The organism is Sphingomonas kyeonggiensis (assembly GCF_014196745.1).
Lineage (GTDB): Bacteria > Pseudomonadota > Alphaproteobacteria > Sphingomonadales > Sphingomonadaceae > Sphingomonas > Sphingomonas kyeonggiensis.
The window spans coordinates 39,487-65,835 of record NZ_JACIEH010000006.1 but is presented as its reverse complement, the minus strand read 5'-3'; the positions used below and the strand labels follow the sequence as shown (position 1 = coordinate 65,835).

The window sequence follows — 26,349 nt, the reverse complement described above, 5'->3', positions numbered from 1 at the left end:
GGCACTGCAGTGAATTTCGATCTTTCCGAAGACCAGACGATGCTCCGCGACATGCTGCGGCGGTATCTGCGCGAGCAGTATGACTTCGAGGCGCGCCGGGCGCGGGTGCATGCCGGGCGCGGGCAGGATCTCGTGCTGTGGCAGGGCCTGGCCGATCTCGGCATCCTGGCCGCGCTACTGCCCGAAGCCGCCGGCGGGCTGGGCGGCGGACCGGTCGAGACGATGGTGGTGATGGAGGTGCTGGGCGAGGCGCTGGTTGCCGAGCCCTTTCTCGAGACCGTGGTGATCGGCGGCGCGTTGCTCCGGGCCTGCGGTTCCGACCTGCTGCCAGAGATCGCCACCGGCACCCTCCGCATCGCGTCCGTGCTCGAAGCCACCACCCTGCGCGCCGAGCCGGCGCCCGGCGGCTGGCATCTCACCGGCCAGGCGCCGGTCGTGATCGGCGCGCCGGGCGCGAGCCACCTGATCCTCGCCGCGCGCACCGCGGGCGACGGTCCCTCGCTGTTCCTGGCCGAGACCGGCACGCCCGGCGTCACCCTGCATGGCTATCAGCTGATCGACGATCGTCCCGCCGCCGATCTGGACATCGACCTGCAGCTTCCCGCCGGGGCGCTGCTCGGCACCTCGGGAACGGCCGGAACGCTGATCGAGACGGTGCTCGATACCGCCCGCGCCGCGCTCTGCGCCGAGGCGGTGGGCGTGCTGCGCCGGATGCTCGACGACACCGTGGAATTCACCAAGCAGCGCCGCCAGTTCGGCCAGCCGCTCGCCGGCTTCCAGGCGCTGCAGCACCGGATGGTCGACATGTTCCTGGCACTGGAGCAGGCGGTGTCGGCGAGCCATCTCGCGACGCTCAATCTCCCCGCCCCGCCGGAAACCCGCGCCCGCGCGGTCGCCGCGGCCAAGGCGACGATCGGCAAGGCAGCACGCTTCATCGGCGAGAATGCGGTGCAGCTGCACGGGGCGATGGGGATGACCGACGAACTCGCGGTCGGCCATTATTTCAAGCGCGCGACGGTGATCGCGCAGCTCTTCGGGAGCACCGAGCAGCAGGTGGCGCGCTATGCCGCGCTGATGCGGGCGGCTTGACGTTTAATTCCTCCCCGAGACAAGCTCGGGGAGGATTTTAATATGGGCTCACAACCCCAGCACCGCCTTCGCCAGGATGTTGCGCTGGATCTCGTTCGAGCCGGCATAGATCGACCCGGCCCGCTCGTTGAGATAGCGCAGCGGCGCCAGCGCCTGCCACGGCGCGCCCGTCGCATAGCCGTCCGCCGGCGCAGCATGGGCCGGCACGGCACCGCCCGGCATCACCGCGTGCGGCTGATAGGCCAGCCCCTCCGCCCCGGCCGCTTCGAGGTGTAGTGCCGCCAGGTCCTGCGCCAGCTCGGTGCCGAGGATTTTCATCATCGAGGCGAGCGCGCCGACGCTGGCACCTTCGCTGGCCGAGAGCAGGCGCAGCTCCATCATCTCCAGCACGTCGATGCGGATGCGCAGCTCGGCCAGCCGGGCGGCGAAGACCGGATCGTCGAACCGCTTCCCCGCCGCCGCCTCGATCTCGCCCACCCGCACCTGCAGCGCGGGGGCATAGGAGCCGCCGCGCTCGAATTCGAGCAGGTACTTCGCCACCGACCAGCCGGCATCGACTTCTCCCAGCGCGTTGGCGCGCGGAGCCCGGACATTGTCGAAGAAGACCTGGTTCTGCACATGCTCGCCCGAGGTCATCAGGATCGGGCGGACCTCGATACCGGGCAGGTCCATCGGCACGAGCAGGAAGGTGATGCCCTGTTGCGGACGGCCCAGCTTTGCCGTGCGGACCAGGCAGAAGATCCAGTTCGCCTCGGTGGCGTGGGTGGTCCAGATCTTCGAGCCGTTGAGGACGAAATCCTCGCCGTCGGGCTCGGCACGCATCTGGAGCGAGGCGAGGTCGGAGCCGGCACCGGGCTCCGAATAGCCCTGGCAGAAGAAGACCTCGCCGGTGAGGATGCGGGGCAGGAAATACGCCTTCTGCTCGGGCGTACCGAAACGGATGATCACATGGGCGACCATGTGGATGCCCATCGGCGAGAGCGAGGGCGCCCCGGCCGCGATCCGCTCGCGGTTGAAGATATAATGCTGCGCGACGGTCCAGTCACAGCCGCCATGCTCGACCGGCCAATGGGGCGCAGCCCAGCCGCGCGCGTGCAGGATATGCTGCCACGCCATGCTGGCTTCGTGATCGGGATAGACGCTGGTCGCCAGCGTGCCGGCGCGCCGGATCTCGGGGGTCAGCTTCTCGGCGAGGAAGGCGCGCACCTCGTCGCGGAAGGCGAGCTCGGCCTGGGTCCAGTTCATGTCCATGCGGGGCTCCTTCAGGCGGGTACGGCTTCGGGGACGAGCATTGCCGCCAGACGGCGCGAGATGATCGCCTCGGCATCCTCGACGATGCGCTCGACCAGTTCGCGGACGGTGGGGACGTCGTGGATCAGGCCCTGGATCATGCCGGCGGTCCAGATGCCGTGATCGGTGTCGCCGGTCTCGAGCCCCTCGCGGCCCCGCGCGCCCTTCACCAGTGCTGCGACATCCTCGAACGGGCGGCCTTCCCGCTCGATCGCGACGACCTGCTCGGCGATCGCGTTGCGGGCGACCCGGGCGGTGTTGCGGTAGGAGCGGAAGATCAGCTCGGTCGCGCGCTCGTCGTTTGCGACCATCGCGGCCTTGAAATTGTCGTGGATCGGCGCCTCGCGCGTGGCGCAGAAGCGGGTGCCCATGTTGATGCCGTCGGCGCCCAGCGCCAGCGCGGCGGCGAGCCCGCGGCCATCGCCGAAACCGCCGCTGGCGAGGATCGGGACCTTCACCTTGTCGGCGGCGGCAGGGATCAGGATCAGCCCGGGGATGTCGTCCTCGCCCGGATGGCCCGCGCATTCGAAGCCGTCGATCGAGATCGCATCGACGCCCATCCGCTCGGCGGAGAGCGCGTGGCGGACGGCGGTGCATTTGTGGACGACCTTGATGCCGGCGGCCTTGAAGTCATCGACATGCTCCTGCGGCTTGTAGCCGGCGGTCTCTACGATCCCGATCCCGCTCTCGATGATCGCGCGGCGATATTCGGCATAGGGCGGCGGGTTGATCGAGGGGAGGATCGTCAGGTTCACCCCGAAGACCTTGTCGGTACGTTCGCGGACGCGGGCGATCTCCTTGATGAGCTCTTCAGGCGTAGGCTGGGTCAACGCAGTGAGGAAGCCGAGCGCGCCGGCCTCGGCGACCGGGGCGACGAGATCGGCGGTGCCGACCCACATCATCCCGCCCTGCACGATCGGATGCTCGACGCCGAAAGCCTCGGTGAAACGGGTGCGGATCATGGATTTTCCTCCTTCAGAGCGACTGGCCGTCATCGACGGTGACCACCGATCCGGTAACGAAGCGGCTCGCCGGGCCGCAGAGATAGGCAACCGCCCCGTCGAGCGCGTCGCCGTCCATCAGCCGGCGGCGGGGCCATTTGGCGATCTGCTTGTGGCCGGCCTCGGTACCGAACCATTCGGCGTTGAGATCGGTCTCGATATAGCCGGGACACAGGATGTTGAGGTTGACGCCCTTGTTCGCCCAGTCGCGCGCCAGCACCCGGCCGAGCTGGAGCACCGCGGCCTTGGAGGCGCTGTACGCCGCGAGGCCCGGCGAGACCGATTGCGCGGTGATCGAGGAGACGATCAGCACGCGGCCATCGGCCTTGGCGGCGATCATCCGCCGGGCGCCTTCGCGAACGGTGAGGAATACGCCGCGGACATTGACCGCCATCACCTGGTCGAACGCGGCGATATCGAGATCGAGCGCCGGGCCCTCCATGTTCATCCCGGCATTGGCAATAACGGTATCGACCGTGCCGAACGCGGTTTCGCCGGCATCATAGGCAGCGCGAACCGAGGCTTCGTCGGTCACGTCCATCGCAACACCGATCGCTTCGCCGCCTTCGCCGGCGATCGAGTCGCGCAAGTCGGCGAGCAACGATTCGCGGCGGGCCCCGAGCACCAGTCGGGCGCCGCGTGCGGCCAGCACCCGGGCGAAACGCGCGCCGAGCCCCGAGGACGCGCCCGTCACCAGCGCCACACGCCCCGCAAGATCGCGTTCCCCGTTGCCCACGCCTCTCCACTCCGCTAGTTGTTTTACGATTTAATTATCCGAATAAATGCGAACGAAACAAAGCGCGAGAGGAAATTTAGTCATGCAGATAAATTCGGTCGCCGAACTCGATGTGGCGGACGGGATCGCGACGCTCACGCTCGATTCCGCGCCTGTGAACGCATTGTCGGCGGCAGTCCGCGATGGGCTCGATCAGGGTTTCCGCGCGGCGATCGCCGACGAGACCGTGCAGGGCATCGTCCTGATCTGCGCCGGGCGCACCTTCATCGCCGGTGCCGACATCAGCGAGTTCGACAAGGCACCCACGGGCGCGCCGCTACATGACGTGCTCGCGCTGATCGAGGGATCGCCCAAGCCGGTGGTCGCGGCGATCCATGGCACCGCGCTGGGCGGCGGGCTGGAGACGGCCCTGGTCTGCGACTACCGCGTCGCCACCCCTTCGGCGAAGCTCGGCCTGCCTGAAGTCGCGCTTGGCCTGCTGCCCGGAGCGGGCGGCACCCAGCGGCTGCCGCGCGTGGTCGGCGCCGAGGCGGCGCTGGAGATGATGGCGATCGGCAAGCCGGTGCGCGCAAAGGATGCGCTGGCGATGGGGCTGGTCGATGCGATCACCAGCGAAGACGCGCTGCATGCCGATGCCGTCGCTTTCCTCAAGACCAAGCTCGACGCGCCGCGCACACGGATTCGCGACCGGACGGACAAGATCGCCGGGCAGGATCCCGCGCTGTTCGATGCGTTCCGCGCGAAGCACGCCCGCGCGTTCAAGGGCTTCAGGGCGCCGGAAAACATCATCAAGGCGGTCGAAGCCGCGGTCACCCTGCCCTTCGACCAAGGCATGAAGCGCGAAGCGGAATTGTTCTGGGAGCTGTTCCGCAGCCGCGAATCCGCCGCCCAGCGCTATTTCTTCTTCGCCGAGCGCCAGACCGCCAAGGTGCCCGACCTGGCGGCCGACCTGCCCGAGATTCCGGTGAAGCGCGTCGGCGTGATCGGCGCGGGCACGATGGGCGGCGGCATCGCGATGAACTTTCTCAATGTCGGGCTGCCGGTGACGATCGTCGAGCAGGCGCAGGACGCGCTCGATCGCGGCGTGGCGACGATCCGGCGCAACTATCAGGGTTCGGTCGACAAGGGCCGGATGAGCGCCGAGCAGTTCGAGCAGCGCATGGCCCTGCTCACCCCCAGCCTCGATTTCGAGGTGCTGGGCGAAGTCGACCTCATTATCGAGGCGGTGTTCGAGAAGCTGTCGCTCAAGCAGGAGATTTTCGCACGGCTCGACAAGGTGGCCAAGGCGGACGCGATCCTGGCGACCAACACCTCCTTCCTCGATGTCGATGCGATCGCCGCCGCGACCGGGCGGCCGGAGAGCGTGGTCGGCATGCACTTCTTCTCGCCGGCGAACGTGATGAAGCTGCTGGAGGTGGTGCGCGGTGCCGAGACCGATCCGCAGGTGGTCGCCGCGGCGATGGCGATCGGCCGGAGGATCGGCAAGGTAGCCGTGCTGAGCCGGGTGTGCGACGGCTTCATCGCCAACCGGATGATGGCGCCGCGCATGGCCGCTGCCCAGGCATTGATCCTCGAAGGGCCGCTGCCCTGGGAGGTCGACCGGGTGATGCTCGACTATGGCTTCCCGATGGGGCCGTTCGCGATGCTCGACCTGGTCGGGCTCGACGTGATCGGCTGGGATGCGGCGACCAGCAGTTCGTCGAGCGTGGTGGAGGTGCTGTGCGAGATGGGCCGCTGGGGGCAGAAGAAGGGCGGCGGCTATTATGATTATGACGATAAGCGCCGGGCTGCACCCTCACCCATTGCCGAACAGCTGATCCGCGATTTCGCCGCGAAGACCGGCGTGACGCAGCGCGCGTTCAGCGACGAGGAGATCGTCGCGCGGCTGCTCTATCCGGTGGTCAATGAAGGCGCGAGGATCCTGGAGGAAGGCGTGGCGATCCGCGCGTCCGACGTCGATGTCGCCCTGGTCTATGGCTATGGCTGGCCGGTGTTCACCGGCGGGCCGCTGTTCTGGGCGGACGGCGTGGGGCTGGCGAAGATCGCCGATGCGCTGGAGGAGATGGGCCATGCCCCCTCCCCGCTGCTGCGCGCGCTTGCGGAGCAGGGCAAGCCGCTCCACCAATATCGCAGCGCCGCGCCGGCAGCGCGCGTCATTGAAGTGGCCTGAGACCACATAAGGAGACGGGATGTGCTGAACACCAATGGCCGCACCGCCTATGACGAGAGCCACGCGCTTTTCCGCGACCAGGTGCGCAAGTTCTTCGATGCGAAACTGACGCCCAATCTCGAGCGCTGGGAGAAGGAAGGCATCGTCGACCGCCAGTTCTGGCGCGACTGCGGCGAGGCCGGGCTACTCTGCCCGACGATGCCGGAGGCATATGGCGGGCTCGGCCTCGACTTCGGCTACAACGCCGTGGTCGGCGAGGAGTTGGCCTGGTCGGGCTCGTCGGCAGGCATCACGCTGCAATCGGACATCGTCGCCGATTACATCCTCCATTACGGATCGGAGGAGCAGAAGCGGCAATGGCTGCCGGGGATGATCTCGGGCGAAGTCGTCACCGCGATCGCGATGACCGAGCCGGGCGCGGGATCGGACCTGCAGGGCGTGAAGACCACCGCGCGCAAGGACGGCAATCATTATGTCGTCAACGGCTCCAAGACCTATATCACCAACGGCCAGAACGCCGACCTGATCATCGTCGTCGCCAAGACCGATCCCGAGGCGGGCGCCAGGGGCATTTCGCTGATCCTCGTCGAAGCCAATCGCGAAGGCTTCGCCCGCGGGCGCAACCTCGACAAGATCGGCCAGCATTCGGCGGATACGTCCGAGCTGTTCTTCAACGATGTCCGCGTGCCGATCACCAATTGCCTGGGCGAGGAAGGGCGCGGTTTCGCGTATCTGATGAACCAGCTTCCCCAGGAAAGGCTGTCGATCGCGGTCGGCGCGCAGGCGGCGGCGCAGCGCGCGTTCGACGAGGCGCTGGCCTTCGTCAAGGAGCGCAAGGCGTTCGGCAAGACGGTGTTCGACTTCCAGAACACCCGCTTCGTCCTCGCCGACCTGGCGAGCAAGCTCCAGGTCGGCTGGGCGCATCTCGACTGGGCGATCCGCCGGCACGTCGCCGGCGAGCTGACCGCGGTAGAGGCATCGGCCGCCAAGCTGTGGCACACCGATCTGCAGGGCGAAGTGTGCGACGCCGCGCTGCAGCTCCATGGCGGGGCCGGATACATGAACGAATATCCGATCGCCCGGCTGTGGCGCGATGCCCGGGTGTCGCGGATCTATGGCGGCACGAACGAGATCATGAAGGAAGTGATCGGGCGTTCGCTTTGAACGTCAGCGAAGCCGTCGCCAGCCGCCGCTCGGTCCGGGCGTTCCTCGACAGGCCAGTCGACATCGACCTGCTCGCCGATCTGATCGCGCGTGCCGGCCGGGCGCCCTCGGGCGGCAATCTCCAGCCCTGGCATGTCCATGTCGTGTCGGGCGACGCGATGGACCGGCTCAGGGCGATCATGCATGCACGCCTCGCCGAGGCCCCGTTCGGCGACCCGCCAGACTATCAGGTCTACCCCCAGCCGCTGGGCAGCCCCTATCGCGACCGCCGCTTCGCCGTGGGCGAGGCGATGTACGCCAGCCTGGGCATCCCGCGCGAGGACAAGGCCGCCCGCCTCCGCTGGTTCGCCGCCAACTGGCAGTTCTTCGGCGCGCCCGTGGGGCTGTTCTGCACGCTGCGCCGCGATCACGGCCCGCCGCAATGGTCCGATTGCGGCATGTTCCTCCAGACGCTGATGCTGCTCCTGCGCGAAGCCGGGCTCGACAGCTGCGCGCAGGAAGCCTGGTCGGTCCACCACGCCACGGTCCGCGATTTCCTCGAGATCCCCGGGGAGCAATTGTTGTTCACGGGCATGGCAATCGGCTTCCGTGATCCGGACGCGCCGATCAACCGCTTCCCGGTCGAGCGGGCGCCGCTTGCCGAATGGGCGAGCTTCCACGGCTGATCCGGCACCGACTCGAATTCCGAAACGCCACCGATCCGGACCGAAAATCGCGCCTCCCGAACCGGCCGAACGGCCCGGCGACACCCCAATCTGTCGCAGCGATGCAACAGTTTGCATCAATACGAATTTGGAACCGCTTCCAATCGACTCCCCCCGGATTGACAGACGGCAAACCGATGATAGCGATAACATCAGGGAGGCACTTCGCTCGCCCGCAATAAATAAAAAGTCGCGTCCGGTTCAGGGGCGCCAAGAGGAGGGGTTATGACTAGCTTCAAGCGCACGCCTATACTTGCGCGTTCCGCATCCATCTTCGCCGTTGCCGTCGGGCTCGCCATGCCCAGCTTCGCCCATGCGCAGACCGACAACGCTGTCAGCGCACAGGCCAGCGACGGCGGCCAGGTCGCCGAGACGCCGCAGGACGACGGCGCGATCGTCGTCACCGGCATTCGCGCCAGCCTCGAGCGCTCGATCCAGATCAAGCGCGAGGCCCCCGGCATCGTCGATGCTATCTCGGCCGAGGACATCGGCAAGTTCCCCGACACCAACCTGGCCGAATCGCTGCAGCGTATCCCGGGTGTGTCGATCAACCGCACCAACGGCGAGGGCTCGCAGGTCACCGTCCGCGGCTTCGGCCCGACCTACAACATGGTCACGCTGAACGGCCGCCAGCTCGCCACCGCCGCCGTCTCGGTGGTCGGCGGCGACCAGAATGCCGACGGCGCCCAGGGCACCAGCCGCTCGTTCGACTTCTCGAACCTGGCGACCGAAGGCGTGCGCACGCTCGAAGTCTACAAGACCGGCCGCGCGGCGGTCCCCTCGGGCGGCATCGGCGCCACGATCAACGTGGTCTCGCGCAAGCCGCTCGACGACAACAAGACCGGCCTCCATGGCAGCATCGGCGCCAAGGCGGTCTATGACACCAGCGTCAACAACTGCATCGACTGCGGCTCGAAGGTCACGCCGGAAGTCTCCGGCGTGGTGAGCTGGAGCGATCCGGAGCAGCGCTTCGGCGTGATGCTGTTCGGCAGCTATCAGAAGCGCAACTACACTTCGATCGCCGCCACGTCGAACGACTGGAACATCATCCCCTACAGCACCTTCCTGACCGGCGGCTTCGCCCGTTCGGGCGGCGCATGCCCGGCAGGGACGACGACGCCGACGCCGACCTGCACCGTGGTCAACAACGCGCCGACGAACCCGAACCAGCTCGTCGCGATCCCGAACGACAGCCGCTACCACTATGCCGAGGGCTCGCGTGAGCGCATCAACGGCCAGGCGGTGGTCCAGTTCAGGCCCACCGACGCGCTGACCATCACCGCCGACGCCCTGTACGCGCAGAACAAGCAGCGCGAGACGCGTTCGGACCTCTCGAACTGGTTCAGCCGCCCGTTCGACGTGGTGACCTTCGACGGCAATCCCACCGTCGCCACCGCCCAGTATCTGCACGAGACGATCAACGGCCAGAAGGACGAAGGCTTCGAGGCCCAGTCGCGCGCGCAGAAGGGCAAGCTGGAGGATTACGGCCTCAACCTGGAGTGGCAGTTCGCCAGCAACTTCTCGCTGAAGCTCGACGGCCATATCTCGACCTCGTCGAGCACGCCGGACAATCCCAATGGCGTCAGCTCCACGCTGGTGGGCATGGGCGCCAACGTCGTCGCCTCGCACTCGGTCGACTATTCGCACGGCATCCCGCAGCAGGACATCACCTATGGCGCGGCGGGCCCGCTCGACGTGAACGATGTCGGCTCGCAGGTCGGCCGCACCAATCGCTCGACCCAGCGCCAGAAGGTCAAGGAGCTGCGTGCGGACTTCGGCTGGGATCTGGGCGGCGACAGCCGCTTCGACTTCGGCGGCAATTATCGCACCACCGACATGCGCCAGACCTTCCAGGCCACCCAGCAGACGCTGGGCGACTGGGGCATCAACAATCCGGGCGACGTGAACGCGCGCGCGCCGGGCGCGCTCCAGGCCTTCTGCCTCGAGTGCAAGTTCCACAAGTTCAACCCGGGCGGCGATCCGGAATCGCAGATCGCCTTCCGCGGCGTGGCCTCGGACCTCTATTCGATCCTCTCGCCCTATTATGCGAGCCAGGGCAAGGCGGTTGGCGTCACCAGCAGCCAGGACAACCGGGTCAAGGAAGAGATCTGGGCAGCCTATGGCCAGCTGACCTGGAAGGGTGAGCTGGGCGGCGCGCCGGCACGCCTGGTCGCGGGCGTCCGCTACGAGCACACCAAGTCGACGACCACGTCGCTGGAAGCCATCCCGGCGGGCATCGCCTGGGTGTCGGACAACGACTTCACCGTGTCGATCTCGAACAACACCCAGTTCGTCACCGATGGCGGCAGCTACAGCAACCTGCTGCCGCAGGTCGACTTCCAGGTCGAGTTCGCCAAGAACCTGATCGGCCGCCTGTCGTACAGCAAGACGATCGCCCGGCCGAACTACAACAACCTCTACACCGCGACGACGGTCGGCGGCCCGCCGCGTCCGACCAACAATGGCGGTATCCCCGGCGCGTCGGTCGGCAACGCCCGTCTGCGGCCGCTCGAATCGGACAACTTCGACGCCTCGCTGGAATGGTATTTCAAGCCGGACAGCTATGTGTCGGTCGCGTTCTTCGACAAGCGCGTGCGCAACTTCATCGGCAACGGCCAGTACACCTCCTCGCTGTTCGGCCTGCGCGATCCGAGCTCGGGCGCGGCGGGTAGCCGTTCCGGCTCGGCCAAGACCGCACTGGGCGGCCTCGGCGCCGATACCAGCGACGTGAACCTGTTCGTCATGTCGGCACTGATCCAGGCGACCGGATCGGTGGCGGCGGCGACGGCGCAATTCGCCGCCAACTACAATCCGGCGACGCGTTCGCTCGACGACAATTTCGTCAAGACGATCAACAACACCTATGACCTGAACGGCAATGCGAGCGATCCGCTCTACCAGTTCCAGGTGACGCAGCCGATCAACAACAAGGACGCCGAAATCTACGGCGTCGAACTCGCCGGCCAGTATTTCCTGGGCTCGACGGGCTTCGGCATCGCGGCGGCATATACGCTGGTGCGTGGTGACGTGGGCTTCAACCTGGGCGCCAGCCCGGCGGAAGACCAGTTCGCCCTGCTCGGCCTGTCGGACACGGTCAGCGGCACGCTGATCTATGAGAAGCACGGCCTCTCGGCCCGCGTGGCCTATAACTGGCGCGACAAGTTCCTCTCGGGGATCAACCGCCAGGGCTCACGCAACCCCGAGTTCACCGCGCCGTTCGGCCAGCTCGACGCCACGATCAGCTACGAGTTCACGCCGAACATCGCCGTGACGCTCGAGGGCATCAACCTCACCGAGACTTCGGTGCGGACCTATGCCCGCAACGAGAAGCAGCTCTGGTTCGCGCAGGAACTCGACCGGCGCTTCCTGCTCGGTGCCCGCTTCAAGTTCTGATCGTAGCGGTAGCGAGGTGAAGCCCATCTCCCTCTCCCCGCCAGCGGGGAGAGGACCGGGGAGAGGGGCATAACGGGGGGACACGCACTGCCCCTCTCCCCGCTTCGGCTATGCCTCGCCACCCTCTCCCCGCAGGCGGAGAGAGGGAAAGGGAAAAGGGGGAACTGGGGCTGCCGCCATGTGCGGCGGCCCCTTTCTCCAATCGATTGAGGCCCGGCGCGCTTTGCGCCATGCTGGCCTCCCACAAGCCGGATGCAAGCAATGACCCGACCGGTCGCCCTCGACAATGTCGCCCATGCCGAACTGCGCGTCGCGCTCCGCTACGGCGCCGCGCATGGCGACGCGGTCAACCAGGCGCTGCTTTTCCCAACCGAATTTGCCGACGCGCAACGCGACTTCCCGATCCTGTTCAATCGCGATCCCGTCGAGGGCCTTCAGGCCGTCGCCCTGCTCGGGCTCGACCGCGACGAGAACCTGTTCCTCGAAGGCGATCGCTGGGCGAGCCGCCACATCCCGCTGATCCTCCAGCGCGGCCCCTTCCTGATCGGCCTGGCCGAGGATGGCGTGGGCGCCGTGATCCAGATCGACTTCGAAGATCCCCGGGTCGATGCCGCGGACGGCGAGCCGCTGTTCCTGCCGCATGGCGGGCAGAGCCGCTATCTCGACCATGTCGGGCGCATCCTCGCCGCGATCCACGTCGGCATGGGAGAAGCGCCGGCGATGTACGCCGCGTTCGACGCGCTTGGGCTGATCCAGCCGGTCGCGCTCGAGCTGATGCTCGACGAGGAGCGGCGCTATATGATCGCCGACCATGAAGTGCTCGCCGCCGAGCGGCTCGATGCGCTCGATTCCGCGCAGCTGGATGCGCTGCACCGCGCCGGCTATCTCGGCCCCGCCTTCCTGATCGCCGCATCGCTCGGCAACATGTCGCGGCTGATCGAGCGCAAGACCATGGCGGCGGCGTGAACGTCGTCGCGGCCAGCGCCCCGCGGGTCCGCGAGCTGCACGGCGTTCCGCTCGACGCCATCCCCTATGCCGAGCTGCTCGAAGCCCAGGCGCCGGTCCTCCTGCGCGGCGTCGCGCGCGACTGGCCGCTGGTCGCCGCCGCACGCCAGGGCGACGCCGCCGCCATCGCCTATCTGGAGCGCTTCGATTCCGGCCAGCCGGTGGTCGGCTTCACCGGCCCGCCCGGAATCCACGGCCGCTTCCACTATAATCCCGACCTCACCGGCTTCAATTTCGAGGGCGCCCGGGTTGGCATGACCGATTTGCTGGAGCGGCTGCGCTCCGGGCTCGACGATGCCGATCCCGAGAGCCTCTATGTCGGCTCGACCGATCTCGACCGCTATCTGCCCGGCTTCCGCGCCGAGAACGACCTGCCGCTCGTTGATCCGATGTTCGCGCACGGCGTGCTCGCCAGCATCTGGATCGGCAACCGCACCACCGCGCATGCGCATCACGACATGTCGCACAACATGGCGATCTGCGCGGCCGGGCGCCGGCGCTTCACCCTGTTCCCGCCCGATCAGGTCGCCAATCTCTATCCGGGCCCGCTCGAGCCGACGCCTGGTGGCCAGGTGATCGCGATGGTCGACTTTGCCGATCCGGACTTCGGCGCCCACCCCCGCTTCCATGCGGCGATGGCGGCGGCCCAGGTGGCCGAGCTGGAGCCGGGCGACCTGCTCTTCTATCCCGCGCTGTGGTGGCATCATGTCGAGGCGCTCGAACGCTTCAACGTGCTGGTCAATTACTGGTGGAACGAGGCACCGGCCTTTCTCGACACGCCGCAGACCACCCTGCTCCACGCCATGCTGAGCCTGCGCGACCGCTCGCCGGCGGAGAAGGCGGCGTGGAAGGCGATGTTCGACTATTATGTCTTCGGCCCCGCTGACCAGGCGGCGGCGCATCTGCCTGCACATGCTCAGGGTGCGCTCGCGCCGATCGACGCGACATCGGCGCGGCGGCTGCGCGCGCAGATCATCAACAAGCTCAATCGCTAAGGGGAACGGGGATGGATCAGGCACCGGTCAGGCGCGTCGTGATCGCGGGCGGTGGCACCGCCGGCTGGATCGCCGCGGCGGCGCTCGCCAAGCTGCTCGGGCCGCTGCTCGAGATCACCCTGGTCGAGAGTGACGAGATCGGCACGATCGGCGTCGGCGAGAGCACCATCCCCACCGCGCGCACCTTCCACCAGCTGCTCGGCATCGACGAGAAGGCATTCCTGCGCGAGACGCTCTCCACCTTCAAGCTCGGCATCCTGTTCGAGGATTGGGCGAAGCAGGGTGACCGCTACATCCACAGCTTCGGCCAGATCGGCAAATCGACCTGGATGGGCGACTTCCACCATTTCTGGCTCGAGGCTCGCGAGGAAGGCTGGGGCGGCGAGCTCGGCGATTATTGCTTCGAGCTGCAGGCAGCCAAGGCCGAACGCTTCGCCATCCCCGAACAGGGGCACATCAACTACGCCTACCACCTCGATGCCGGCCGCTACGCGCGGTTCCTGCGCGCCTTCGCCGAACCGCAGGGCGTCACCCGTATCGAAGGTAAAATCGAAAGCGTCGAGCAGCATCCGGAGACCGGTTTCGTCACCGCCCTGAAGCTCGCCTCGGGCGAGCGGCTGGAGGGCGATCTCTTCATCGACTGCACCGGCTTCCGCGGCCTGCTGATCGAACAGACCCTGCATGCCGGATATGAGGATTGGGGCCATTGGCTCCCCACCGACAGCGCGCTCGCGGTGCAGACCGAGTCGGTTGGCCCGGCAGTCCCCTACACCCGGGCCACGGCCCATGAGGCCGGCTGGCAATGGCGCATCCCGCTGCAGCACCGCGTCGGCAACGGGCTGGTCTATGCGAAGGATTTTCTGGACGACGACAAGGCTCGCGCGCTGCTCGATAGCCGCATCGAAGGCAAGACGCTGATCGAACCGCGCCTGATCCGCTTCAAGGCCGGCCGCCGCAAGAAAGTGTGGGACAAGAACGTCGTGGCGCTCGGCCTGGCCAGCGGCTTCGTCGAGCCGCTGGAATCGACCAGCATCCACCTGATCATGATCGCGATCACCCGGCTGGTGCAGCTCTTCCCGTTCGGCGGGATCGGCGACGGCGTCGCGGCCCGGTTCAACGCGCTCAGCCATGTCGAGATCGAGCGGATCCGCGACTTCATCATTCTCCACTACCATCTGAACCAGCGGAACGATGGCGGCTTCTGGGATCATTGCCGGACGATGGAGATCCCCGACTCGCTCGCCGAGCGGATCGCGGCGTTCCGCGACGGCGCGATCGCCTGGCAGGCATCGGACGACCTGTTCCGGGTCGATAGCTGGGTGCAGGTGATGCTCGGCCAGCGGCTGGAGCCGCGCAACCATCATCACATGGGCCGGATGATCGTCGAGGGCGAACTGCAGACCGCGCTCGGCGAGCTGAAGTCCGGCATCGCGCGCACCGTGGCGCAGATGCCGGGGCACCAGCAGTTCCTGGACCGCTATCTCGCCGCCTGAGCGGGCAGGATAGCGGCCCCAGGCACGCGCGTCAGGCGTTGCGCAGGCTGTCCGGCACCACGCCGCCATTCTCGGCGAGCTTGGCCATCACTGCCTTGTGCAGCGCGATATTCTGCTCGGCACTGCCATGCTCGCCGGCATGGACGCCCAGCTCCTCGGCGAGCTCCTTGCGTGCATCCAGGCTCGAATCGAGGTCGAGCAGCTTGAGCAGGTCGACGATCGACGTCTGGTAGTTGCCGCCGCCGCCCTTCATCTCCGCCATCTCGGAAAGCACCGCGCCGACATCGACCTGCGCGGCAGGTTCGGGCACCGGCGCCGGTGCGGGCGCAGCCGCCGCCTCGGCAGGCGCGGGCTCGGGTGCAGGGGTTGGCGCGGGCGCGGCCGATTTGTGCCCGAAGATCTTCCCCATGATGTTGCCGAAGATGCTCATCTCTTCCTCCCGTCCATGCGCCGACGCGGCGCCCCTCCAGAACGCACGTGCCATCAAAGGGTTCGGGCGGAACGGGCGATAAAGGTGGGCGTTCCCCTGACAGCCCCCTCCTTGCGGGGCCATGCCAGGGAGGTACGGATGCAGATAGTTCGTTGGATGACAGTGGGCGCCGCCGCGCTCGCGCTCGCAGGCTGCGGCTCGAAGACCGAGACCACCAGCACCGACACCACCACGACGACCACGACCGCCAATACCGATGCCGGGATGATGGCCAATGGGATGGACATGGCGCCCGCGCCCACCGCTTCCGCGGGCCAGACCTTCGCCAACGCCGCCGCTTCCAACGATGCCTTCGAGATCGCCAGCTCAAAACTCGCCGAGAGCCAGGCAGAGTCGGCGGCGGTGAAGAAATTCGCCGCGTCGATGATCAAGGCCCACACCGAATCGACCGCCAAGCTCAAGACCGCCGCCGGCGCCGCCGCCCCGGCGATCACGCCCGATCCGACGCTGACCGCCGAACAGCAACAGACGCTCGATTCGCTGAAGCCGCTCAAGGGCGCCGACTTCGACAAGGCCTATGCCGGGGCACAGGTGGATGCGCACGAGAAGACGCTCGCCGCGCTGAAGGTCAGTTCCGCTGACGCCAATGTGCCGGCATCGCTGCGCGATTTCGCGACCAAGCTGAGCCCCACCGTCGCCGCGCATCTCAACATGGCTAAGGGCTTGAAGCCCTGAGCCGACAAGGGCGGCCGCGCTTCGGCGGGGTCGCCCTAATTTGTTGCGTTGGTGCTCCGAGCGGGCGCATTCATCGCATCACTCCAATCAGGCGTCGGCGGGATCCCGCGGCACAGGCGGCCGTCCACGCGCCTTCGGAGGTTCACCCCGCGCGGCTCGACCCAGCTGGCTAAGCTGCCGACGCAACGAAGGCGCGTCCAGATGCGAGGCGACGTTCGAATAGCCCTCCGCATTCAACTGCCGTTCGATCTGATCGATCCGCTCATAGGCGCCCGACCGGGCAAGTTCGATCGCACGCTCGATCAGGCTCTTTCCGTTCATCGGAGCTATTTGAACCCGCGCGCCCGCTTCGGCACCAACATAGGTGAACCATGTTCCGCCGATATCGCAATCCAGCCACCTCAGACCAGTCGCGAGGCCCGTGACGATTGCATCAGGTTGCGCAGCTGCTTGCGGAAGGTAGGCGCCGCGAAATGCTGCGCGGCGTTCGAATAACCTTCGAACGACACCTCGCGCTCGATCTCCTCGACACGCCGATACGCGCCGCTGTTCGCCAGCTCGAGCCCGCGCTCGATAATCGATTTGGACATGCGCTCTCCCTTTCGTTGCCGTATCCGCACTGAGAAAACCCGGCCAGGCGCATCCTAGTTCCTGAGAAATCGTCCGGACCTACCCGCCGCCAGTATGACCATGAGTTCGATGCCCGGCGGCTGCGCGACTTCTCCGGGCTTCCGCGGTGTGGGTGGATACGCGATCCGAACGGGTTCCGCGCAGATCGGGCCCAGGAAAAAAGGGGCCAGCCGAGGGGGAGGCTGGCCCCGTTCCCGGGAGAGGGATGACTGGCCCGGAGGCTTAGAAGGCCAGCCGCGCGCCCAGGACGAACTGACGGCCGCTGTGGGTGAGCACGTTGAGCCGGTTGGTCGCATCGACGAACTGGTCGTTCAGTTCGTCGGTAAGGTTGATCATCTCGAGACTGATCTTGAACTTGTCGGTGACGTTGTAGGAGACCTGCGCGTCGATGTTGGTCGTCGCATTGGTGCCGTTGTACGAATTGCCCTCGGTACCCGGCACGGCGGTGAGGTAGTTGGAGCGATAGGCGATCGATCCGCGGATCGAGAACTTCTTCGTCTCATAATAGAGCGTGCCGTTGGCCGCGTGCTTGGACAGGCCGAGCAGCGGCGCCTTCACCGTGGTCGAGCCATTGGCCGCAGTCAGATATTCGATGTCGGAGCTGACATAGGTGTAGTTGGCCAGCAGGCCGAAGTTGCTGAGGAAGCCCGGGAGGAAGCTGAAGGGCTGCTGCACGTTCACTTCGAAGCCGCGCAGCAGGCCACCCTTCGAATTGACCGGCTGGCTGACGATGAACGCGTCGGTCGGGCTCGCGGTGGTCCCGTTCAGCAGCGAGTTGGGCAGGCCCAGGCTGCTATAGGGCACGGTGGTGCTCAGCGTCTGGACGAAGGTGCCGATGTCCTTCTGGAAGGCCGAGACCGCATAGATCGCGCCGCGCGTCGGATACCATTCGATCGAGGCGTCGAGGTTGGTCGACTTGGTCGGCTTCAGATCCGGATTGCCCGAGCTGAAGGTGCGGTTGCCGCCCGAGACGTTGAGGTTGCCGCCCGGGGTGAGCGAGCCGATGCCGGCGCGGGCGATCGTCTTGGCGGCGGCGAAGCGCACCATCAGATTGTCGGTCACGTCGAAGACGAGGTTGGCGGAGGGCAGCCAGTTCTCGTAGCTGCGATCCGCGCTGACCAGGTTGATCGCGGTGCCCTGACTGGCATAGCCGGTGGAGAACTGGTCGGTCTTCACATAGCGCAGGCCGACATCGCCGCGGATCGGCACGCCGGCATTGGCGAGGTTGAACTCGGCCATGCCCCAGGCGCCGAGATCCTCCTCACGCACCGTGACGAACGAGCCGCGCGCCGTGGCGTTCTCGACCCCGCCGATCGCATAGGTCGGGTTGGTCGCGGTGCTGAGATAGGCCTGGAAGGCCTGAAGGTTCGGCACCACCCAGGAAGTCGGCGTGCCCGAGGGGATTTCGAGCCCGCGGCCGAAGCCGGAGAAGACGGTCGTCAGCGGCGCCAACTGGGCCGGGGTGAGCGTGGTCACCACCGTCTCGCCCTGCAGGCGGCGCTGCTCGGTCGAGGCATATTCGAACCGCCGCCAATCGACGCCCGCCTTGAGCTTCAGCTCGGGCGAGGTCGTCCATTCGAGGAAGCCCTTGGCGTTGGTGAAGCTGTTGTCGACGGTCTGCGGGCGGATGCGGACTTCGGAGGTGCCGTTGGTGAAGGCGAAGGTCGCGGGATTGCTGATGTCGACACCCGGGCGGATCGTCGGGAAACGGGTCGAGAAGTCGTAATAGAAGCCGTTGGTGTTCGCCGCATCGATCGTCACCGTGGTCTGGATCGGGTTGCGGAACTCCGAGCGCGAATAGCCGACCACCGCGCCGAACTTCAGCGACTCCCCGATCTTCTGATCGAGCGTGCCGGTGAGCTGGTAGAAGTCCGTGGTCAGCTTGTCGTAACGCGCCTGGGTGCGCAGATCCACGTTATCGAACGTGCCGCTGATGATGTTGCGGTTCGCATCGACGGTGCCCGAGCGGATGATCGTCTGCGGCTTGCCGCTGCCCGAGCGGCTGAAGCTGATCGCCTGGAACTGCGCTTCCTGGCGGGTGCCGTCGAGCCGCGAATAGAGGCCATCGATCGAGATCAGCGTCTTCTCGGTCGGCTGGAACTGCACGCCGAGCGCCGCGCCGAGGCGCTTCTGCCGGATGTCGTAGCTGACCAGGCCGGGAATGCGCGGATGATAGAGCGCGGTGGCCGGATTGGTGTCGTTGATCTGGGCGATTGTCTTGCCGGCGATCGTCGAAGTCGGCGCGAAGCCGCCATTGAACCCGCCATAGGTCCAGCGCGTGATGTTGGCGCCTTCCTCGACCAGGTGGCGCTCTTCATAGGCAACCGAGAGCAGCACACCGAAGCGGCCGTCCGCGGTGCTGGTGGTGAGCAGGCCGGACACGCGCGGCGTCGCCTTGCGGGCCAGATCGTTATAGCTCGCCGCCGCCTGGATCACCGCAGTCGGCTTGCGATAGTCGAACGGGCGCGCGGTCTGCAGGTCGACCGTTCCGCCGAGCGAGCCTTCCTCGACATCGGCGGTAGCGGTCTTGCGCACCGCCAGGCTGTTGAACAGGTCAGACGAGAAGATGTTGAAGTCGAAACCGCGACCGCGGTTCACGCCGCCCGAATTGTCGGTGCCGCCGGTGGTGCCGATCGCTTCCATGCCGTTGATGCGGACGCGGCTATATTCCGGGCCGAGGCCACGGATCGAGATGTTGCGGCCCTCGCCGTTTACGCGACTGATCGCCACGCCGGGAATACGCTGCAGCGATTCCGCTAGGTTGAGATCGGGGAACTCGGCCACGTCCTCGGCCTTGATCGCGTCGATCGTCGCGGTCTCGTTGCGCTTCAGGTTGAGCGCGCTGTTGAGGCTGGCGCGGAAGCCCTTGACGACGATCTCGTTGCCGGCGCCCTCGTCCTGGGTTGGAGCGGCCGCTTCGGGTGCCGGATCGACAGACGCATCCTGCGCCTGGGCTTGCGCGACTGCCAGCGCCGCGGCCGCGCCAGACAATGCGAGGACGGATTTCAGGATTCGGGTGCGGGACATCGCCTTCAGTCTCCCCATGTGGTGCCGCTTCTTTTCCGAGCGGATTTGATTGCAGGTTGGTTAGCCGCGAAGCCGCGCAACAGGCCAACCTCAATCGGACATGGATCAATGCGCATCTTGCACTGATCGGAAGATGCCTAGCGCTAAACCAGCACGATCTAGCTAAGCCAAGACTGGATCATTCCCCTTTTTGGCTTGGACCCCGTCCCCGTCGCCCGGTAGGCGTAAAAAGGCCATCCACGCGCCGGCTACAGGCGCGCCGTGCGTAAGGAGAGTGACTTGACCGAAGGCAGCCGGCCTACGCGCGTGCGCCATGCGATCATCGCATTGATCTTCCTGATCACCAGCGTGAACTATGCCGATCGCGCGACCTTCTCGATCGCCGGCAACGCCGCTGCCGGCGAGCTGGGGCTCACCCCGGTGCAGACCGGCTACATCCTTTCCGCCTTCGCCTGGGCCTATGCGCTGTCGCAGATCCCGGGCGGGCTGCTGCTCGACAGGTTCGGCACCAAGCGCGTCTATGCCGGCGCGATCGCGCTCTGGTCGATCTTCACCTTCAGCCAAGGCTTTGCCGGGCTGGTGCCGATCCTTTCCGCCACCGCAATGCTGTTCGCGCTGCGCTTCCTCGTCGGGCTGGCCGAGGCGCCGTCCTTCCCGGGCAATGCCCGGCTGGTCGCCGCCTGGTTCCCCGCCGCCGAGCGCGGCACGGCCTCGGCGATCTTCAATTCGGCGCAATACTTCTCGATCGTCGCCTTTGTGCCGCTGATGGGCTGGCTGGCGCACAGCTTTGGCTGGCGCTCGGTGTTCTGGACGATGGGCGGGCTGGGCCTGCTCGCCACCCTTGCCTTTCTGCGCTTCATCCACAGCCCGGCCAGGCATCCCTCGATCAACCGCGCCGAGCTCGACGAGATCGAGGCTGGCGGCGGCCTGATCCATATGGAGGACCAGGCCGGATCCTCGGCGGCGTTCGAATGGGCCAATGTCCGCAAGCTGATCGCCAACCGGATGATGCTCGGCATCTATCTGGGGCAATATTGCATCAACGTGCTGACCTATTTCTTCGTCACCTGGTTCCCGATCTACCTGGTCAAGGAGCGCGGGCTGAACATCATGGAGGCGGGCTTCGCCGCTGCCGCGCCTGCCCTGTTCGGTTTCGTCGGCGGACTCGCCGGCGGTTTCATCTCCGATCGCATCCTGAAGCGCACCGGCTCGCTCGACTGGGCACGCAAGACGCCGCTGACCGTCGGCATGCTGCTCGCCACCGCGATCATCGCCTGTGTATGGGTCGATCAGGAATGGCTGGTCGTCACGCTGATGTCGGTCGCCTTCTTCGGCAAGGGCGTCGCCTCGCTCGGCTGGGCGGTGATGGCCGATGTCGCGCCAAAGAAGCTCGCCGGGCTCTCGGGCGGGGTGTTCAACATGTTCGGCAACATCGCCGGGATCGTGACCCCGATCGTGGTCGGCTATATCGTTGCGGGCACCGGTTCGTTCGACCTGGCGCTGGTGTTCGTCGGCGCGCACTGCCTGCTGACGATCTTCGCCTTCCTGGTCATCGCCGGCCCGATCCGCCGGGTGGAGATTTCCGAATGACGATGGATCGCCGCCGCTTCCTGCTCCAGGGCGCCGCCGGTGCCGTCGCCCTGCCCGCCGCGGCCCATGCCGCCCCTGCCCGGCTCATCGCCAGCAGCAAGATGGCCGCGCCGGACTGGGCGGTGATGCAGCGCAGGCTGCTCGCCCGCAACGCCGCCGCGTGCGAAGCCTTCTACGCCAAGTACGTCGACGCGCGCGGCTGGCTGAAGGTGTTCGAGCGCTGGGGCGCCAATGACGGCCCCGACGACGCGGCAGAGGCGACCAATGACTGGCTGGTGCTCCACGCGCTGGGTGGCTCGGACCGGATCCTGACGCTGGCCCAGCGCTTCTGGGAAGGGCACCTCAAGCAATACACCGCCGCGCGTACGCTCGAAGTGCCGATCGCGCGGCAGGGCATGTATCATCGCGAGTTCCCGGTCCAGATGGACTGGCAGCACAACTCCGAAGGCCTGACCAGCTTCAACGTGATGGGCCTGTCCATTCCGCGCGACCGCAAGCTGCTGGCGCGGACGATGCGCTATGCCGATTTCTATACCGGCCACGACCCGACGGTGCAGAACTACGATCCCGAGCGGCGGATCATCCGCAGCATGATGAACGGCAGCCGCGGGCCGATGCTGCGCGAGGCGACCCCGCTCGACTGGGCCGGCGACCCGTTCGAGGCGGGCGAGCGCTTCCACATGGAGCATGGCGAGACGACCTACCAGCAGACGCTCGACCATTATAACGAATATGGCGAGGTGGTCGGCGACAACCCGCTCAACCTCCAGGCAACCACGCTGGGCCTAAACGCCTATGCGCTGGGCGGCGGCGAGCGCTATCGGCGCTGGGCGCTAGACTATCTCGATGCCTGGGTGGATCGGGCGAAAGCGAACAACGACATCCTGCCCAGCCATATCGGGCTCGACGGCAAGGTCGGCGCCAATTGGTGGCGCGGCACCTATGGCTGGGGCTTCTCCCCAACCGTGCCGCAGACCGGCAAGCGCGAGGACCGCAACCGCGTGCCGCGCTCGATCACCGCCTTCATGGGCGGCACCGTGCTTACGGGCGACCTCTCCTATGTCGAGCTGTGGCGCCGCCAGAATGCCCGGATCAACGAGGCCGGACGGCAACGCGACGGCAAGTTCGAGGCGCCGACCATGTATGGCGCCCAGGGCTGGTATGGCTGGAAGCCCGGCCCCTATCGCAGCAACGGCTTCGAGATCTGGTACTTCACCCAGGACCCGCGGGACCGCGCCGCGGCGGGCGAGCATCCCTGGGTCTCATTCCTCGAGGGCGCCAATCCCGGCTATCCGATCAGGGCGATGCAGGCCGATCTCGACCGGATCGCCAAGCGCGAAAAGGCGCAGGCAGAAGACCCGACCACGCCCGACACCCGCCTCGCCGATTGGCCGCTCGACATTACCCCGGCGAGCATCACCAGCCTGATCCAGCTGATGACCGGCGGGCTGCACATCGGCCGCCCGCCCTGGTCGCCAACCTCGCCCAATCAGGGCGGCGTGCCGCTCCATTGCCGCCTGCGCTATTTCGATGCCGACAAGCGCCGCGCCGGCGTGCCCGAGGATGTCGCGGCTCTGGTCCATGCGCTGGGGGAGAGTTCGGTGGAGGTCACCCTGGTCAATCTCGGCAGAACGCCGCGCAATGTGGTCGTGCAGGGCGGTGCCTGGGCCGAGCACCGGATCGAGAGCGCGGTGCTGGACGGCGTGGAGGCGCGGATCGGCCGGCCGGACTTCACGCTACGGCTGGAGCCCGGCTGTGGCGCTCGCCTGAAGCTGGCCATGCGGCGGTTCGCGAACCGGCCGACACTGGCGTTTCCATGGAATAGGTGAGCGTCAGGCGGGAACGTAGGTCAGCCGGATCACGTCCTCGCCGATGCGTTCGTCCGCAACCAGCCGCAACCGCGGCCGGGGACCGGCGAAATAGGGCTTGCCACTGCCCAGGATGACCGGGTGCAGGTACATCCGGTACTCATCGACCAGCCCAAGCTCGGTCAGGCTCCGGGCCAGCAGCGTGCCGGCGACTTCGATCACCCCCTCCAGCGTCGTCTTGAGCCTGCGCACCGTCGCACCGAGATCATCGGCGACCAGCGTGGCGTTGGGACCGACCGACCCCAGCGAGCGCGAGACCACCCATTTCGGCATGGCCCGCCAGACTAGTGCATAGTTGCGCTCGGCCTCGCCCCATTCGGGTTGGTCCTCGTCCCAATAGCGCATCACCTCGTACATCCGGCGGCCATAGATGTTGCCGGCGAGGCTCCGCACATCCTCGGTGAAATGCCGGAAGAGCACCGGATCGGGCTGGAACTTCATATGGTCGACATAGCCGTCAAGCGACTGGTTCAGTGCGTAGACCAGCTTCGCCATGCGCGATCCTCCTGCCGGGGCCTTCGCGCAGAACAGAAGAAGCGGACCTTGGGGTCAAGCCCTGGTGGCGAAGCCTACTACCCGCCCGGCTTGATATAAGGCGCAACCGACCAGAGCAGGCGCTCCTCGCGACGGGGATCGTTCATCACGCGCATATCGATGTCGAAGAGCATCGTGGCCCGCTTCTCCAGGTCGAAGCGCGGCCAGGCCGGGATGCTCGTGCAATTGGGATCGCCGGTGCGGGCAAAGGCGATGAAGCTGTCCGCCATCCGCCCAGCGAGCCGCCGCGCCTCCGGTCCGTCGCCGGTGCGCGAGCCTTTGGCGTCGCTGTTGTCGAACACCAGCGGGATATCGAGCGTGTGGAAGGCGCCGAGGATACCGCCTGCCTCGGGCGCGGGGAAATCAAGCTGGTACATCCAAGTGGGCGCACCGATCTTCGACCGCTCCTCGGCCTGGATCAGATGGCCGGGCCAGGAACGGCCGGCCGTGCTCGCGGCGAGAAGGATCTCGCCGGGCGTCTTCTGGGGATAGATCTCGCGGTAGCGCTTCACTACCCAATCGGGCGCGACATCCTTGGTTATTTGCGCCGCGACACGCCCGGTGAGATTGTCCCAGCTGGTGTCGCCGCGCCTGAGGGTCTCGCCCAGCCAGAAGCCGGTTTCGTCATGGGTGTTGCCGACGATCAGCGGGATGTGCCCTGCCTCGCGCGGGGCATCGGGGACAAACGGATGGCGCGGCAGCACACCGTGATCGAGGGTGGAGGTGAAGCTGATCTCGCCCTTCCCCTCCAGCGGATCGGTCATTCCCATCGCCTCGACCAGCTTCTCGACCGGCAGCGTGGCAAGGCTCTCGACATCGGCGGTACCCGCCCTCGCCATCCAGGCACTGGCGCGCGCGGTGGCGTGCATCGGGCCGGCGGCGGTGACGTGCTGGCCGCTCATCGTCGCGGCGCGGTGGAAGAGCGGGCGCGCCTCGGGCATCGCCATCAGCGTCACCACCTTGGCGCCGCCGCCCGACTGGCCGAACAGCATCACCCGCGACGGATCGCCGCCAAAGCCCGCGATATTGTCGCGCACCCATTGCAGCGCGAGCACGATGTCGAGATTGCCGACATTGCCCGATTCCGCCGGTCCGCCGAGCTGGGCGAGATAGGCATAGCCCAATGCCGCCAGCCGGTGGTTGAGCGTGACCACCACCACATCGCCGCGACGGACGAGATGGCTGCCGTCATAGAGCGGGTCCGATCCAGAGCCATGCGCATGCGCGCCGCCATGGAGATAGACCATCACCGGGCGTTTCCCCGCATCCAGCGCGGGCGTCCAGATATTGAGGAACAGGCAATCCTCGCTGGTCGGCTCCTCGGCTTTGGTCTGCGGCGCGGCAAGGCCGTAGCGCGTGGCGTCGGCCACGCCCTTCCACGCGACCGGCGGCAGTGCCCGCCGGAAGCGGCGGGTGCTGGTATCGGCGCCATAGCGGACGCCCTTGAAGACCAGCACGCCCTGTTCGTTCAGCCCGCGCACCCGGCCATGACGGGTGGTAGCCACCGGATCGCCTCTGCCCTTGCCCAGCGCGGCGCCGGCAGGCAGCAGCAGCGCGCCGCCCAGCACCACGCGGCGCCGGTCTATCACGCGCCCGCCGTCTGCGCGCAGAGCCGGCGCATCGGCTCCAGCGCCGGATTGGCGTTGTCGCGGCGCCAGGCCATGTGCAGCTCGACCGGATTCTCCGGATCGGTACGCAGCGCGCGGAACTGGACGTCCATCAGGTGCAGCCCCGACGCCGATTGCGGCACCAGGGCGGCGGCTAGGCCGGCATGGACCAGGCCCAGCATCGAATGGATCTGCGTCACGTGCTGCACATAGAGCGGCGACACCCCGGCATCGTCGAACAGCCGCACCAGCATGTTGTGGAAATAGCCCGCGCCCTGGCGGGCGTACATGATCAGCGGCGCATCATCGAAATCGGCGAGCTCGAAGCTGGGCTTGGACTGGCGCGGATCGCCCGGCGGCAGTGCCACGACCAGTGGCTCGTGCAGCACGCACAGGGTCTCGAACTCGTGCCGGTCGACCGGCGGCCGGACAAAACCTATGTCGATCAGCCCGGTGAGCAGCGCATCGACCTGATCGCCGCTGACCATCTCGTGCAGGTCGAGATCGATATTGGGCAGGCTGGCCCGCGCATTGGCGACGATGTGCGGCACCAGGCCGTAGCCCGAGACTGCGGTGAAGCCGATCGCCACCTTGCCGGCATCGCCCTGCGCCACCCGACGTGCGGAGAGCGAGGCGCTTTCGGCGAGCCGGACGATCCGCCGCGCCTCGATCAGGAAGACATGGCCAGCCGGGGTGAGGCTCACCTGGCGGCTGGTCCGCTCGAGCAGCGTGACGCCCAGGATACGCTCGAGCAGCTGGATCTGCCGGCTGAGTGGCGACTGGGTCATGTTCAGGCGCTGCGCGGCGCGGCCGAAATGGAGTTCCTCGGCCGCGGCGACGAAGCAGCGGAGCTGGCTTAGCTCGAACATGACCCTAGCCTAGCACCTC

Annotated in this window: 21 protein-coding genes; 11 read left to right on the top strand and 10 right to left on the bottom strand. The window is 66.9% G+C overall.

The genetic code is table 11. The annotated features are described in order from the left end of the window. The first annotated feature begins 9 nt into the window (after window positions 1-9). A complete protein-coding gene (locus tag GGR46_RS24465; protein ID WP_184000719.1) occupies window positions 10-1,089 on the top strand; it encodes an acyl-CoA dehydrogenase family protein in 1,080 nt (359 codons plus the stop codon). A gap of 48 nt (window positions 1,090-1,137) precedes the next feature. Here GGR46_RS24465 and GGR46_RS24460 read toward each other — a convergent pair whose 3' ends face one another. Genes GGR46_RS24460 through GGR46_RS24450 form a run of 3 tightly spaced genes read right to left on the bottom strand, consistent with a single transcriptional unit; the run spans window position 1,138 to window position 4,116 of the window. Then, window positions 1,138-2,340 carry an acyl-CoA dehydrogenase family protein gene (locus GGR46_RS24460; protein WP_184000718.1) on the bottom strand — a complete coding sequence of 401 codons (1,203 nt, stop codon included), beginning with the start codon at window positions 2,338-2,340 and terminating at the stop codon, window positions 1,138-1,140. Between the two features lie 11 nt (window positions 2,341-2,351). Next, a complete protein-coding gene (locus GGR46_RS24455) occupies window positions 2,352-3,341 on the bottom strand; it encodes an NAD(P)H-dependent flavin oxidoreductase (RefSeq protein ID WP_184000717.1) in 990 nt (329 codons plus the stop codon). Window positions 3,342-3,354: 13 nt separating this feature from the next. Further along, the gene (locus GGR46_RS24450; protein ID WP_184000716.1) at window positions 3,355-4,116 is read right to left on the bottom strand and encodes an SDR family NAD(P)-dependent oxidoreductase; all 762 of its coding nucleotides are present in this window, start codon (window positions 4,114-4,116) and stop codon (window positions 3,355-3,357) included. Between the two features lie 82 nt (window positions 4,117-4,198). On the opposite strand from GGR46_RS24450, the gene GGR46_RS24445 reads away from it, so the two are divergent. From GGR46_RS24445 to GGR46_RS24415, 7 genes are all read left to right on the top strand, one after another. Further along, window positions 4,199-6,286 (top strand): 3-hydroxyacyl-CoA dehydrogenase NAD-binding domain-containing protein, encoded by a 2,088-nt coding sequence (locus tag GGR46_RS24445; RefSeq protein WP_221263014.1) that lies wholly within the window; start codon window positions 4,199-4,201, stop codon window positions 6,284-6,286. Between the two features lie 21 nt (window positions 6,287-6,307). Beyond that, window positions 6,308-7,450, top strand: coding sequence for an acyl-CoA dehydrogenase family protein (locus GGR46_RS24440; RefSeq protein ID WP_184000714.1), 1,143 nt, complete (start codon window positions 6,308-6,310; stop codon window positions 7,448-7,450). After that, complete coding sequence (locus GGR46_RS24435; RefSeq protein WP_184000713.1) at window positions 7,447-8,115, top strand: nitroreductase; 669 nt, start codon at window positions 7,447-7,449, stop codon at window positions 8,113-8,115. The genes GGR46_RS24440 and GGR46_RS24435 overlap by 4 nt, the downstream gene beginning before the upstream one ends. 264 nt (window positions 8,116-8,379) lie before the next feature. After that, window positions 8,380-11,547: a TonB-dependent receptor gene (locus GGR46_RS24430; RefSeq protein ID WP_184000712.1), complete on the top strand. Its 3,168-nt coding sequence runs from the start codon at window positions 8,380-8,382 to the stop codon at window positions 11,545-11,547. A gap of 261 nt (window positions 11,548-11,808) precedes the next feature. After that, the gene (locus tag GGR46_RS24425; RefSeq protein WP_184000711.1) at window positions 11,809-12,513 is read left to right on the top strand and encodes a SapC family protein; all 705 of its coding nucleotides are present in this window, start codon (window positions 11,809-11,811) and stop codon (window positions 12,511-12,513) included. Then, entirely contained in the window at window positions 12,510-13,547 is a 1,038-nt protein-coding gene (locus GGR46_RS24420) for a cupin-like domain-containing protein (RefSeq protein WP_184000710.1), read from the top strand. The genes GGR46_RS24425 and GGR46_RS24420 overlap by 4 nt, the downstream gene beginning before the upstream one ends. A gap of 11 nt (window positions 13,548-13,558) precedes the next feature. Next, the gene (locus GGR46_RS24415; RefSeq protein WP_184000709.1) at window positions 13,559-15,040 is read left to right on the top strand and encodes a tryptophan halogenase family protein; all 1,482 of its coding nucleotides are present in this window, start codon (window positions 13,559-13,561) and stop codon (window positions 15,038-15,040) included. Window positions 15,041-15,071: 31 nt separating this feature from the next. Here the strand turns inward: GGR46_RS24415 and GGR46_RS24410 are convergent, their stop codons facing one another. Beyond that, window positions 15,072-15,470: a DUF3597 domain-containing protein gene (locus GGR46_RS24410; protein WP_184000708.1), complete on the bottom strand. Its 399-nt coding sequence runs from the start codon at window positions 15,468-15,470 to the stop codon at window positions 15,072-15,074. A gap of 138 nt (window positions 15,471-15,608) precedes the next feature. Here GGR46_RS24410 and GGR46_RS24405 point away from each other — a divergent pair, with 138 nt between their 5' ends. Beyond that, window positions 15,609-16,205, top strand: a complete 597-nt coding sequence (locus tag GGR46_RS24405; RefSeq protein ID WP_184000707.1) for a DUF4142 domain-containing protein — start codon at window positions 15,609-15,611, stop codon at window positions 16,203-16,205. Window positions 16,206-16,292: 87 nt separating this feature from the next. Here the strand turns inward: GGR46_RS24405 and GGR46_RS24400 are convergent, their stop codons facing one another. From GGR46_RS24400 to GGR46_RS24390, 3 genes are all read right to left on the bottom strand, one after another. Beyond that, window positions 16,293-16,526: a hypothetical protein gene (locus tag GGR46_RS24400; protein WP_184000706.1), complete on the bottom strand. Its 234-nt coding sequence runs from the start codon at window positions 16,524-16,526 to the stop codon at window positions 16,293-16,295. Window positions 16,527-16,606: 80 nt separating this feature from the next. After that, complete coding sequence (locus tag GGR46_RS24395) at window positions 16,607-16,795, bottom strand: hypothetical protein (RefSeq protein ID WP_184000705.1); 189 nt, start codon at window positions 16,793-16,795, stop codon at window positions 16,607-16,609. Between the two features lie 262 nt (window positions 16,796-17,057). Next, window positions 17,058-19,862, bottom strand: coding sequence for a TonB-dependent receptor (locus tag GGR46_RS24390; protein ID WP_184000704.1), 2,805 nt, complete (start codon window positions 19,860-19,862; stop codon window positions 17,058-17,060). Between the two features lie 279 nt (window positions 19,863-20,141). On the opposite strand from GGR46_RS24390, the gene GGR46_RS24385 reads away from it, so the two are divergent. Then, window positions 20,142-21,452 carry an MFS transporter gene (locus GGR46_RS24385; protein WP_221263013.1) on the top strand — a complete coding sequence of 437 codons (1,311 nt, stop codon included), beginning with the start codon at window positions 20,142-20,144 and terminating at the stop codon, window positions 21,450-21,452. After that, window positions 21,449-23,281, top strand: coding sequence for a DUF8034 domain-containing protein (locus GGR46_RS24380; protein WP_184000702.1), 1,833 nt, complete (start codon window positions 21,449-21,451; stop codon window positions 23,279-23,281). The genes GGR46_RS24385 and GGR46_RS24380 overlap by 4 nt, the downstream gene beginning before the upstream one ends. 3 nt (window positions 23,282-23,284) lie before the next feature. Here GGR46_RS24380 and GGR46_RS24375 read toward each other — a convergent pair whose 3' ends face one another. The 3 genes from GGR46_RS24375 to GGR46_RS24365 all read right to left on the bottom strand — a co-directional run bounded on the left by GGR46_RS24375 (window position 23,285) and on the right by GGR46_RS24365 (window position 26,330). Continuing rightward, window positions 23,285-23,815 (bottom strand): dihydrofolate reductase family protein, encoded by a 531-nt coding sequence (locus GGR46_RS24375; protein WP_184000701.1) that lies wholly within the window; start codon window positions 23,813-23,815, stop codon window positions 23,285-23,287. Between the two features lie 77 nt (window positions 23,816-23,892). Beyond that, window positions 23,893-25,443 (bottom strand): carboxylesterase/lipase family protein, encoded by a 1,551-nt coding sequence (locus GGR46_RS24370; RefSeq protein WP_343058354.1) that lies wholly within the window; start codon window positions 25,441-25,443, stop codon window positions 23,893-23,895. Further along, the gene (locus tag GGR46_RS24365) at window positions 25,440-26,330 is read right to left on the bottom strand and encodes a LysR family transcriptional regulator (RefSeq protein WP_184000700.1); all 891 of its coding nucleotides are present in this window, start codon (window positions 26,328-26,330) and stop codon (window positions 25,440-25,442) included. The genes GGR46_RS24370 and GGR46_RS24365 overlap by 4 nt, the downstream gene beginning before the upstream one ends. Window positions 26,331-26,349 lie beyond the last annotated feature (19 nt).

Bases quoted from the DNA above. Each gene is read 5' to 3' on its own strand.
- GGR46_RS24460 (WP_184000718.1), bottom strand. From the start codon at position 2,340: ATGGACATGAACTGGACCCAGGCCGAGCTCGCCTTCCGCGACGAGGTG.
- GGR46_RS24455 (WP_184000717.1), bottom strand. From the start codon at position 3,341: ATGATCCGCACCCGTTTCACCGAGGCTTTCGGCGTCGAGCATCCGATC.
- GGR46_RS24445 (WP_221263014.1), top strand. From the start codon at position 4,199: ATGCAGATAAATTCGGTCGCCGAACTCGATGTGGCGGACGGGATCGCG.
- GGR46_RS24430 (WP_184000712.1), top strand. From the start codon at position 8,380: ATGACTAGCTTCAAGCGCACGCCTATACTTGCGCGTTCCGCATCCATC.
- GGR46_RS24425 (WP_184000711.1), top strand. From the start codon at position 11,809: ATGACCCGACCGGTCGCCCTCGACAATGTCGCCCATGCCGAACTGCGC.
- GGR46_RS24415 (WP_184000709.1), top strand. From the start codon at position 13,559: ATGGATCAGGCACCGGTCAGGCGCGTCGTGATCGCGGGCGGTGGCACC.
- GGR46_RS24410 (WP_184000708.1), bottom strand. From the start codon at position 15,470: ATGAGCATCTTCGGCAACATCATGGGGAAGATCTTCGGGCACAAATCG.
- GGR46_RS24405 (WP_184000707.1), top strand. From the start codon at position 15,609: ATGCAGATAGTTCGTTGGATGACAGTGGGCGCCGCCGCGCTCGCGCTC.
- GGR46_RS24400 (WP_184000706.1), bottom strand. From the start codon at position 16,526: ATGAACGGAAAGAGCCTGATCGAGCGTGCGATCGAACTTGCCCGGTCG.
- GGR46_RS24395 (WP_184000705.1), bottom strand. From the start codon at position 16,795: ATGTCCAAATCGATTATCGAGCGCGGGCTCGAGCTGGCGAACAGCGGC.
- GGR46_RS24390 (WP_184000704.1), bottom strand. From the start codon at position 19,862: ATGTCCCGCACCCGAATCCTGAAATCCGTCCTCGCATTGTCTGGCGCG.
- GGR46_RS24380 (WP_184000702.1), top strand. From the start codon at position 21,449: ATGACGATGGATCGCCGCCGCTTCCTGCTCCAGGGCGCCGCCGGTGCC.
- GGR46_RS24375 (WP_184000701.1), bottom strand. From the start codon at position 23,815: ATGGCGAAGCTGGTCTACGCACTGAACCAGTCGCTTGACGGCTATGTC.
- GGR46_RS24365 (WP_184000700.1), bottom strand. From the start codon at position 26,330: ATGTTCGAGCTAAGCCAGCTCCGCTGCTTCGTCGCCGCGGCCGAGGAA.